The 11,638-nt window shown below is 41.9% G+C and carries 8 protein-coding genes; 7 read left to right on the top strand and 1 reads right to left on the bottom strand.

The window, feature by feature from the left end; translation table 11 throughout:
* Positions 1-80: 80 nt before the first annotated feature.
* Positions 81-1,142 carry a glycosyltransferase family 2 protein gene (locus tag A8805_RS06085; RefSeq protein ID WP_330405763.1) on the top strand — a complete coding sequence of 354 codons (1,062 nt, stop codon included), beginning with the start codon at positions 81-83 and terminating at the stop codon, positions 1,140-1,142.
* Between the two features lie 10 nt (positions 1,143-1,152).
* Here A8805_RS06085 and A8805_RS22305 read toward each other — a convergent pair whose 3' ends face one another.
* Positions 1,153-1,359, bottom strand: a complete 207-nt coding sequence (locus A8805_RS22305; protein WP_109709321.1) for a hypothetical protein — start codon at positions 1,357-1,359, stop codon at positions 1,153-1,155.
* Positions 1,360-1,404: 45 nt separating this feature from the next.
* Between A8805_RS22305 and A8805_RS06075 the strand changes: the two genes are divergently transcribed.
* The 6 genes from A8805_RS06075 to A8805_RS22495 all read left to right on the top strand — a co-directional run.
* On the top strand, positions 1,405-1,596 hold the full coding sequence (locus A8805_RS06075) for a hypothetical protein (RefSeq protein WP_207657681.1): 192 nt from the start codon (positions 1,405-1,407) through the stop codon (positions 1,594-1,596).
* A 283-nt stretch (positions 1,597-1,879) separates the two neighbouring features.
* Positions 1,880-4,405: a helix-turn-helix transcriptional regulator gene (locus tag A8805_RS06070; protein ID WP_109709319.1), complete on the top strand. Its 2,526-nt coding sequence runs from the start codon at positions 1,880-1,882 to the stop codon at positions 4,403-4,405.
* 224 nt (positions 4,406-4,629) lie between these two features.
* Positions 4,630-7,191: a PAS domain S-box protein gene (locus A8805_RS06065; RefSeq protein ID WP_109709318.1), complete on the top strand. Its 2,562-nt coding sequence runs from the start codon at positions 4,630-4,632 to the stop codon at positions 7,189-7,191.
* Between the two features lie 85 nt (positions 7,192-7,276).
* A complete protein-coding gene (locus A8805_RS06060; RefSeq protein WP_109709317.1) occupies positions 7,277-8,491 on the top strand; it encodes a diguanylate cyclase domain-containing protein in 1,215 nt (404 codons plus the stop codon).
* A 405-nt stretch (positions 8,492-8,896) separates the two neighbouring features.
* Positions 8,897-10,567, top strand: coding sequence for a dihydroxy-acid dehydratase (gene ilvD / locus A8805_RS06055; RefSeq protein WP_109709316.1), 1,671 nt, complete (start codon positions 8,897-8,899; stop codon positions 10,565-10,567).
* Positions 10,568-10,763: 196 nt separating this feature from the next.
* On the top strand, positions 10,764-11,638 hold an 875-nt coding region (locus tag A8805_RS22495; protein WP_330405761.1), incomplete at its 3' end, for a hypothetical protein.

Genomic DNA, 11,638 nt, shown 5'->3' with positions numbered 1-11,638 from the left:
GGTAACCAATGAATTTGCTGCGCATAAATTATAGGTAAAAGCAGTCTTTGGAGCAAACATTGGTTACTATAAGTTTATGCATGATTGTAAAAAATGAAGAAAGTGTTTTGGAAAGATGTTTAGATTCTGTAAATGAGTTGGTTGATGAAATTATTATTGTGGATACCGGGTCAACGGACAAAACCAAACAAATAGCAGAAAAGTTTACTGATAAAGTATTTGATTTCATCTGGATTGATGATTTTTCGGCAGCCCGCAATTTTGCCTTTGAAAAGGCAACCATGGATTATATATTGTGGATGGATGCGGACGATATTATTCTGCCGGAGGATAAAGTAAAATTTATGGCATTAAAGGAAGAACTTGATCCCATGACCGATGCTGTAATGATGCGTTACAATATAGGGTTTGATGAAAAAGGACGAGTTACATTTTCCTATTTTAGGGAGAGATTGGTAAAAAGAAGCCGTAATTTTAAATGGTTTGAACCGGTCCATGAGTATCTGCAATTCAATGGGCAAATCATTCATTCCGATATTGGAATTACCCACGCGAAATTAGAACAAAGTAAAAGTAACAGAAATATTCAAATATACGAGAATTTACTGGCAAATGGAAAGAAGCTTTCTACAAGAGGAACATACTACTATGCCCGGGAGTTAAAGGACAATAAACGATATAAAGAGGCTATTAAGATGTTTTCAGAATTTCTTGATTCCGGCCATGGATGGGTTGAAGATAACATTATGGCATGCAGCGAAATCGCGAAGTGCTATCAGTTTACAGGAGAACCGGAAAAGGCACTGCAAAGTATGATGAGAAGTTTTCAGTATGATACGCCCAGAGGGGAACTTTGCTGTCAAATTGGAACTTACTTTAAAGAACAAAAAAAATACCGGCAGGCTGTATTTTGGTTTGAGCTTGTATTTAGGCTTCAAAAGCCACAGGATTCCTGGGGATTCCATCAGGAAGATTTCTGGGGGTTTATTCCCAGCCTGGAATGCTGTGTTTGTTATGATAAATTAGGAGAATATGAAAAGGCGGAGCTTTATAATAATTTCGCCGGAAACTTTAAGCCTGATTCAGCTGCGGTGCAATATAATAAAAAGTATTTTGAGGAGAGAAAGAAAGGCTCTAAATAAGGCGTTAAGGTTAGCCTGCGGCAGCTCTTTTATTGAACATGGACAGCATCTGCGGATGCTGTCCATGCTGTCGTTGCAGATGTTTTTCAGCCTCCATACGCCATTGCCGAATATACTCTGTTATGGTGCAATTATTCACTCCCTTCATAAAATACTTTAGCAGCAATACCATTACCTCTATAGTTTTTAATTTCTGTAAGCAGCTTAGACATCTCATGGAAATCTGTTGCCTTTCCGATATGACGAAAAGCCTCTTGAGGGCTTGTATATTCGTCAGGATATATCAACAGTTGAACAGGATGTATTTCTGTTTGATGATACCATCCGTGAAGATATTCGTCATGCCAGGCCCAATGCAACAAATGAAGAAATTGAAGATGACTGTGCTTTTCCAGACAAGATAAAACCTCGTTTCAAACTTCGGCTGATTAAACGATTTAAGTCTATTTCATAGGAGTGTATATTCTCCTGTATTTGCTATATAAGTAAAAAAATACTATGTTTTTTGAAATAATACGATATATGCTTCTATTTCTTGAAGCATATAAAATGACATGGTAAAATAAGGAAAAGGGAGATTAAGAAATAGGCTATTTAACTATAAGGGAAATCTGTGGCTAATCCCTGCAGATACTCCAAAACCAGATGATACACCGAAAAAGTCATCAAAAAATAAAACGCCGTATTTATGCTTTATAGATATGCATGTTCTCCCCCTTGAAATTGGAGGAAATGAGATGCAAAAAAGACCTGACAAATATAAGTATTATTTCTCGAATAGGCTGAAAAGCCAATTGAACCAAGTTTCAGACTATCCCCTAACGATTGTTGAGGCTCCATCCGGATTTGGAAAAACGACAGCTGTAAGAGAGTATTTAAAAAGTATGCTTCCCTATGCTGCCTGCGAATATTGGTACACCTGTTTAGGAGAACCTGCTTCCATGACATGGGTCGGAGTTTCTGAGTTGTTTTCAAATATAAATGTGAAAGTAGCAGATGAGCTGAAGAATCTTAAAATGCCTACTGTGGACACAGTATTTTATATGACAGCAATTTTGAGAAATTTAAATTGCCAAAAAGAGACCTATATAGTAATAGACAATGGACAGCTTATTAACTGTGATATTTCGCATGAGTTAATAAATGTGTTTTCTATGCATGGAGATCCTAAACTGCATATAATATTTATCACGCAGCAACTGGACTCGAGGAAGCTGCTCTCCATACATAACGATAACATTTATACAATTGAAACATCTGATTTCTTCTTTGACAAGGAGGGGATATCCAGCTTGTTTCACATGGAAGACCTGTGCTTCACAGAAGACGAGTTGAATGAGATATATACCAGTACAGAAGGGTGGATATCTGCAATTCGTCTCCAGATAATCAATTTTAAAGAAACAGGTTCCTTTATTTATTCAGCCGGTATCGAACAATTGGTGGAAACCGCCATCTGGAACAGGCTGAATCCTTTAGAGCAAGATTTTTTGCTGAAAGTATCAGTTTTTGATAGCTTTACAGCACGTCAGGCAGCAGAAATGCTGGAATATGATGTGACGCCGGATAAAATCGAGAGGGGCTTATGGACCAGCGATTTTATCCGGTATTTCCCTGATAAACGTTCATTCATCATACACAGCATTTTATTGGACTATCTGCGGAACCGGTTTTATCATTCTCAGACTGAAGAGTATCAAAACAAGGTAATCCATATGGCTGGAGTATCTTGTGCTGCTATGAAGCGGTATTGCCTTGCAGCGGAATTTTTCTATAAAGTCAAAGATTTTGATGCTATCCTGTCTCTGCCCTTTACACGGAGATATTTAGATGAACAAAAAGAAAAATGCGAGGGAAAATTTCTGGAAGAAATCTTTACGAAATGTCCAGAGGACACTTTATGCAAATATCCGCTTACAATGCTTACATTTGGGCATTATGCACTTTTAATTGGAAAGTACGACTTATATAATAAACTGTGCCGGCTAATTGACTGTGCAGCACAAAGAGAAACCAATTTTAAAGAGGCGGAAATTCGAAAAATTAGAGGTGAATATATCCTTTTAAAGTCGTTGGGGGAATTTAATGATATTACCAAGATGCACGAGGGACTTAAAGCTGTCTGGGAAATTTTTAAAGGATCTTCTGATTTGATTGAAGATAGCACACCTTGGTTGTCTGTCTTCCCTACTGCCTTTGGGATGTTCTGGCGTGAATCCGGTGGTTTGGACCAGACACTCAAGATAATGGAGGAAATGAAACCCCTGTATCGTAAATTTAGCCGGGGGCAGGCGGCCGGCCTGAACTACATTACACGTTCAGAGGTTATGCTTGCACGGGGAGAGGATAACGAAGCTGAAATTCTTAGCCATAAGGCTATTTATGAGGCCCGTAGTTATAAACAAGACAACATCTGCCTTTATGCAGAATTAAACCTTGCCAGAATTTTTATACTGCGGGGAGATACAGAGAGTTTTTTTACCGCAATTAAAAATATTAAGGAGTATGCAAAGGAAAGTTCAGATATTTCCATACACCGAATGGTAGATTTGTGTATTTCCATCATAAGTCTTATACTGGGCATGAAAGACGATGTTGCACCTTGGCTTTATGACATAGAGGGAATAAAAAAATCGCTGTATGCTCCTGTGGTTCCTTTTGCGCAGATCTTGTATTTAAGGATTCTGCTCATAGAAAAGCGGTATAATGAACTTTATGCTATTAGTCAAATTGCTTTAGATACAATTGATAACCCAGAAGGAAATATGAGGTATTTGATGCCTAAAACATATTTTCTCATTTTTCTTGCAGTTGCAGAGTATAACAATGGAAACATAATGGAAGCAATGGGATATCTAAAGGAAGCGGTTACCATAGCACTGCCTGATCAAATCTATCTTCCGTTCGCTGATCATATATGTATGGCGGAGCTTCTTGCCGGGCTGAGCCTTCACTCTTTTAATAGTACCATAAGCCTGGCTAAAAAATCCGCTATGATGGATAGCAGCTTTTCTGATTTGATAAATTTATGCAAGCGTCAAACAAATGGCGTAAGCATTATAAGAAAAGCCATGCAGCAGAGTAAGTCACCTTTAACGCCGCGGGAAAGAGAAGTAGCGCAGCTTGCAAGAGATAGACTGACTGCCAAGGAGATTTCTGCTAAGCTTCATATTGCCGAAACAACTGTCAGAACAATCATGAGGAGCATATATGAAAAGCTAGATATTCATTCAAAGCGAGAACTTGTCTCAAAGGAATTTTAACAAGAAATACTACAAAGTTGAGTATGAAGAAAAAGGTAAACTGCTGTATCCTAGGATATAGCAGTTTGCCTTTTTTACATAAGAAAGGCTTCGTTAAATCAATACTATGCAATGAACCTAATAGAACTTGGAGAGTTATTGGAAAAGCTGGAATTTATCAAGCAGGAAATATTGAAAGGATTTCTGCAGATCATTGCTTTTAAATAATGGAAAGGATGGAGAATATGAGTGCAAATGAAATTATAAATATCCTGAACACACCGCTTTTTGGAATTGGATATTTAAAGCTGATTGAGAATAGCTCTAACGGTATTAAGGACTATTTGATGTTGGACATAAACACTGCTTTTGAAGAATTGACCGGATGGGGCAGGGATCACATATTAAATAAAAGGGCATCCGAGATTTTTGATAATATAAATTCTGGAGTATTTTCCTGGCTTTCATATTTTGAAAATGTAGCTCGTTCAGAAAAGGTGCAGGAAACAGTCCAATGGACGGAGACTTTTAAGAAATATTTAAAAATTACTGTCATTCCATCAGACAGAGTTTTTCTTATGATTGTCATTCAGCAGGCTTCCGGGGAATCGGCCATGCTTTATCAGAAAAATACAGACCTATTACCGGAGGATGTGGATGCTGTTTTTAATAATACACACGATGCCATCAGTTTAGTGGAGTACAGCAAGGATGGATTCCGATACATTCGTAATAATACTGTTCATCAGCGTCTTACCGGATTCAGCGACATCAAAGGACTGTCCCCGGTCCAGCTTGTTGGTGAAGAAGTGAGCGGTAAACTCATTAAATATTATGAACAATGTATGAATACCGGTCAACCGGTCAGCTATGAGCAGGAATTTAACTTTGCACCGGGAAGGAGGGTTTGGCAGACGGAGGTAATACCAATTTTTGATAACGGGATAATACGTTATCTTCTATGTTCCAGCAAGGATATCTCAGAACTTAAAGATATTCAGGAAGAGCATGGAATTTTGACAAGCCGGCTGTGGGCTATGTTCGAACAGCATAGTGCCCTCAAGGTAGCCTTCGATGCTGCAACTGGAGAGATTGTGGATGTAAATCCTGCCATACTAAAATATTTCGGGTATGCAAAGGAGGAAGTTTTGGGAAAGAGAGTCCAGGAATTCAATCTCTTACCCTCAGAAATACAGGATGAAAAATTTCAGAGTGAATTAAACGGAGAGATTCTGTTTTCCGCCGCTCCCCACCGTTTGAAAAGCGGAGAAACCAGGTTTTTGGATGTCTACGCCTCGGCGATTCTGGATGGAAGGCGCAGATTACTCTATGCCATTCTCTTTGATGTAACAGACCGGGAGCGCTTCCGGGAAGAGCTGCTGAAGGAAAAGGAACTACTTCAAACGACACTGGAATCAATAGGAGATGGTGTAGTTACAACGGACAATGACGGCTTAATCACCGGGCTGAACCTTGTGGCACAGGAATTGACGGGTTGGAATAACAATGCAGCTGTTGGCAGGTTTTTTACCGAAGTATTTATCCTGCAAAATGAAGATACGAAGCAGATCGTGGAAAATCCAATACAAAAGGTACTTAAAACGGGCCGGATTGTTGGTCTTGCAAATCACACGGAGTTAGTAAACCGTTGTGGCCAGTGCATTCCGATTTCTGACAGCGCTGCACCCATTAAATCCGAAGATGGGCAGATTCTTGGTACCGTGATGGTATTCCGTGATGTAAGTTCTGAAAAGGAGCATAGCAGGCAAATTGAATTTTTAAGCTATCATGACCATTTAACAGGCCTTTACAACAGGCGCTACATAGAGAGCATCATGAGCTGTCTGGATGCTCCTGAAAACCTGCCGATTACCATCGTCATGGGAGATGTTAATGGCCTAAAACTTATCAATGATGTCTTTGGTCATGAAGCTGGAGATACTCTGCTTAAGCATGTGGCCTCTCTACTTATGGATAACTGCCGCAAGAGTGACTTTATTGCACGCTGGGGCGGCGACGAATTTGTTGTTTTAATGCCCCGGACAAGCCTGAAGGTGGCAGAAACCGTCATACAAAGATTTAAAGACATTCATATTCCGATAGATGAGGGCAGTCTAACCCTTAGCCTGTCCATTGGATGTGCGAGCAAGGATGCGGCGGGAAGCAGCATAAAAACTCTCATGCGTGAAGCGGAAGAATATATGTACAGGCAGAAACTTTTACACGGTAAGAGTTACCGGAATGCAATTATCAGCACACTGCTTGCGACTCTTTATGAAAAGAGCAGTGAGACCGAGGAACATTCAAAACGGATAGAGAAATACTGTCATGCGATAGGAAGACGGCTTCAACTTTCTTCAAAGGAAATGGATGCACTTTCTCTGCTTGCCCTCCTTCACGATATTGGTAAGGTCAGCATTAATCCGAATATCCTGCAAAAGCCTGGTTCTCTTACCCCCGAAGAATGGGAGGAAATGAAAAAGCACTCTGAAATAGGATACCGTATTGCGCGGGCAACACCCGAGCTGGCAGCTATAGCGGATCTGATATTGTCCCATCACGAGCGCTGGGATGGGAAAGGATATCCACGGGGGCTGAAGGGCGAAGAAATTCCTCTGGCCTGCCGCATCCTTGCGGTGGTGGATGCACTTGATGCGATGACGAATGACCGTGTATACAGAAGTGCTATGACCATCGGTGAAGCAATTCTTGAACTTGAAAAAAATACCGGCAAGCAGTTTGATCCACAGACTGCAAATCTTTTAATTGGAATAATTGTAAGCGAAGAAAATGAAGTCTTACCTTGACGAAATCTAAGAATAAAGTTGAATGGAGGATAAGTAATTTTCTATCACATCATAGAACGTGTCATGGAAAGCGAGGTGAAAATTTATGGACTCCGTTGCAGAGCACTTACTGAATTATGTGAAGAACGCTATATATGGGCCGGAACAGGCCGAATTGGATTTACGGAAGATGCCGGATGAATTTCAGGATTTTGGAAAAGTGCTGATTCATTTTATAGAATGTATTGCAGAAAATGCTGAATTGGCTAAGGCTATGTCAAAAGGGAATTTGGACGTAAAACTACCTCCGCCGGAGAATGGGATGGCAGCTCCCCTTAAAGATCTTCATGCCTCTTTAAAACATTTGACGTGGCAGGCACAGCAGGTGGCAAAAGGCGATTATCAACAGCGTGTGGATTTTATGGGAGATTTTGCAGAGGCGTTTAATACTATGGTGAAGCACCTTGACCAACAGCGCCTGACATTGCTGGATGAAATTAGTAACCTTATGCAGAACAAGAGCTTATATGAAACTCTGGCAGGACAAATAGCGCAATGGATCATTGTAACAGATGCCGGGACGGGGGAAAGACTGTTTATCAGCCGTGAGATAGAGGACGCTCTGCTTGGTAAAGACTGTGAAGCGGAGCTATATCAGTGGCTGAAGAAACAGGCGAAGGTGATGAAAGGAAGAGATGAAGTCTATATAACGGAGCTTGAGCTTTCCGGCAATGACGGTATGCAGTATTATTATTCCGTATCAATCCACCATTTGCATTGGAATCATCATAAAGCCTTTGCATTTGTGCTTACGGATATCAGTCTAGAAAGGGAGCAGCTAAGAAAACTTCAAGATATTGCTGATTTGGACACTCTGACTCAGTGTTATAACCGGCGGCGGGGTATGGAAATCCTGGATTGCTGGCTTGCAGAAAACAAAAACTTTATTCTATGTTTTGCGGATATCGACAATCTTAAATACGTCAATGACCGATTTGGCCACATGGAAGGAGACAAATATATTATCCATGTTTCAAATAAAATGAGTGAGTTTTCCCCGGATGCGGTAATATGCCGCATCGGAGGAGATGAATTCATGCTTCTGGCAGAAAATTGGAGAGCAGATACAGCAAAGGAACGGCTGGAAGTTCTTAGGAGTCAGATGAACGGCCGTAACGGCGGTACCAACACCTTCTATGAGTATGAGCGAAGCATAAGTTATGGAGTCATTCAGGTAGAGCCAGATAATACATTACAAGCGGGCGAGCTGTTAAGTGCTGCGGATGAGAAGATGTATGAATACAAAGCGGCGTGCTCTTGAATTCTATGCTACGCTTAAATATATTCCATTAGATACCGGGCCTCCAGGCTCATTTAATTATTCCATAATCGCTCATATAAAAGATTTTTTGTTTATATAGCGGCAAAAAAGTTTCTGGAAAGGCTGCAGGAGGAAATAGAAAACTATCTGTAAGAGGGGCTATTGCAAAAGCAGGTTGAAAAATCTGCCGGAGGAATAGTTCTTCTTTTGTATAAAGAAAAGTAATGCTGTTGATTAGAAAAACTTAATTTACATCTTATTTTGGAAACATTTCAAAGGTATTAGTAAAACTGAAGACTTCCATTAATAAGACTGTATGTTGTTAAGCTAAAAACTACCTTATTATATACATATATGACAAATATTTGTCAAAGAAATCTTAGAAAAAGTCAGGAGGTAAAGGTAATGGGAAAAGAATTTTGGAACGGAACAGAGGCAGCGCACCGCCGGGTAATGATGAAGGCAGCAGGGTATTCGGATGAGGATATCAGAAGGAAACCGCATATAGGGGTTCCCAATTCTTATATGGCAGGATCTCCGGGATCAGCACATCTGCGCCAAATTGCAGAAGCGGTAAAAGAAGGCATTTGGGCAGCCGGGGGCATACCGGTTGAATTTGGCATACCGGCAACTTGTGGCAATGTAGCAAATGGGGCTGAAGAATTAAAGTATGAGCAGGTGGGAAGAGACATTGTAGCCATGTCGGTAGAATTTGTAACCCGGGTACATAATTTTGACGGATTAGCAATGGTTGCATCCTGTGACAATATTATTGCAGGTTGTTACCTGGCAGCAATGCGTCTGGATGTTCCTTCCATGGTTATAACTGGTGGGGCAATGCAGGCAGGCCAGCACTGTGGTAAAACTGTAGTCGAAGCAGATTTGGATGCAGCCCGTTTTTCCGGTGCATCAGAAGAGGAACTGATGGAAATGGAAGATAATGTATGTCCGTCGTTTGGGGCATGTCCATCTATGGGAACTGCAAATACCATGCAGATGCTTGGGGAGGTATTGAACTTAGTAATTCCCGGAACTGCAACGATTCCGGCATCCGATAATGCAAAGCTTAGAAAAGCGAGAGAAGCTGGCGCATATGCAGTAGAATTGGCAAAAGCAGGCCGTAAACCCTCTGATATTATTACAAAAGAAATATTGATGAATTCCATCATGTTTGATATGGCAGTGGCAGGCTCTACAAACGCAGTTCTGCATATCTTATCTTATGCGTATGAACTGGGGATTAAACTTACGCTGGAAGACTTTGAAACTTATGCAAAAGAAATTCCATGTATTAATGCAGTTGTGCCAAGCGGTCCGTATACTGTAGTCGATTTCCATTATGCAGGCGGAGTGATGAATGTTATGAAGATGCTGGAGAGCAAGCTGTTTACAAATGCACCAACTATTTATGGCAATACATGGGCTGAAGTACTGGAACAGGTTACACCACAGGAAAATGAAGTAATCCATTCACTGGAAAGGCCGCTTTTCAATGAACCGGGGCTGAAGATTTTGCGTGGAAATATTTCACCGAACGGAGCAATTGTCCGGCCTACCGCAGTGTATGATGAAGTGAAATATATGAAGGGAAAAGCAAAGGTATTTGAAGGTGACCGGGATGCCTTTGATGCAATTGTTGCAGGAAACATTGTTCCGGGAGATATTATCGTTATCCGATACGAAGGGTGTAAAGGTGCTCCCGGTATGAAAGAACTGATGCTCAGTATTGATGCTCTGATCGGACTGGGATTGCATAAAAGTGTGGGGCTGATTAGTGATGCAAGATTTTCTGGATTCAACTACGGGGCTATCATTGGGCATGTTTCTCCAGAAGCATATGACGGAGGAACGATTGCGTTAGTGGAAAACGGTGATGAAATTGTAATTGATATTCCGAACGGTGAAGTATCCCTGCTTGTTTCAGATCAGGAATTAAAAGAAAGAAAAGAAAAATGGGTTTGTCCTCCCCTTAAAGAAGAAAAAGGCTGCCTAAACATTTACGCAAAAATGTGCCGCCCGGCAGAGGAAGGCGGAGCAATGCAGCCCTGGGGATTAGATGCAAAGTTTAAGAAGTAGAAGTGTAATGAAAGAAAAGCAAAAAGGAGAGTTAAAAATGCTATTATTATAATAGAGCTTCAAAGGCGGGTATAGATAGTGTTTGGCAATGGTTTTAATAGGATGTCAGCTTTGAATAAAATGATTAGGGTAACCAACATTATATGTGTTGTATATACTATATTAGAACAAAATTATAGTAAAAGGAGCAAAAAGCATGAAAAAAAATGAAAATAATATAGAACAACAAAGCTGTTTTCCGGGACAAAACTGCAATATTTGCGGTTGTCGTCAGTGCCGCTGTCATCCAAGACCTGTATGCCCCACCGGTCCCACCGGGCCAACTGGTCCGACAGGTCCGGCGGGAGGCCCTACAGGCCCTACAGGCCCGACAGGCCCTACAGGTGCAACCGGCGCAACCGGTGCAACAGGTCCAACGGGAGCAACCGGCCCAATCGGAGCAACCGGCCCAACTGGCGCTAATGGAATAACTGGACCGACAGGTCCGGCGGGTGCTAATGGAGCAACCGGTCCTACTGGTCCTGTAGGTCCTACAGGTGCTGGCGGAGCAACCGGAGCAACTGGTCTAACCGGAGCAACTGGCCCAAGCGGAGCAACGGGAGCAACAGGAGCCGATGGAGCAACAGGTCCAATCGGAGCAACAGGTCCAACCGGAGCAACCGGAGCAACAGGAGCAACTGGCCCGACAGGAGCGACCGGTCCTACTGGTCCTACAGGTGTTGTAGAACCGGGAACAGGACTCTTTAATGTGATTGGTCCAATTGGTTCGGCAACAGTAGGATTAGGTGAGAACTTAACATTCCAGTCCTCTACACTGGACATTGTGGTAACACCGGGGTCTGCAACTGTTACAATAGAGGATACAACTCCAAGCGGTCCCACCGGAGCAACGGGAGCAACGGGAGCAACGGGAGCAACCGGCGCAACGGGAGCAACGGGAGCAGATGGAGCAACCGGCCCGACAGGAGCCGACGGAGCAACCGGCCCGACAGGAGCAACGGGAGCAGATGGAGCAACCGGCCCGACAGGAGCAGACGGAGCAAGCGGAGCAACGGGAGCAACAGGAGCCGA

The organism is Faecalicatena contorta, from assembly GCF_003149105.1.
Taxonomy (GTDB): domain Bacteria; phylum Bacillota; class Clostridia; order Lachnospirales; family Lachnospiraceae; genus Muricomes; species Muricomes contortus_C.
This window is presented reverse-complemented; position numbering and strand designations above follow the sequence as displayed.

Bases quoted from the DNA above. Each gene is read 5' to 3' on its own strand.
- ilvD (WP_109709316.1), top strand. From the start codon at position 8,897: ATGGGAAAAGAATTTTGGAACGGAACAGAGGCAGCGCACCGCCGGGTA.
- A8805_RS06070 (WP_109709319.1), top strand. From the start codon at position 1,880: ATGCAAAAAAGACCTGACAAATATAAGTATTATTTCTCGAATAGGCTG.
- A8805_RS06085 (WP_330405763.1), top strand. From the start codon at position 81: ATGATTGTAAAAAATGAAGAAAGTGTTTTGGAAAGATGTTTAGATTCT.
- A8805_RS06060 (WP_109709317.1), top strand. From the start codon at position 7,277: ATGGACTCCGTTGCAGAGCACTTACTGAATTATGTGAAGAACGCTATA.
- A8805_RS06065 (WP_109709318.1), top strand. From the start codon at position 4,630: ATGAGTGCAAATGAAATTATAAATATCCTGAACACACCGCTTTTTGGA.
- A8805_RS22305 (WP_109709321.1), bottom strand. From the start codon at position 1,359: ATGAGATGTCTAAGCTGCTTACAGAAATTAAAAACTATAGAGGTAATG.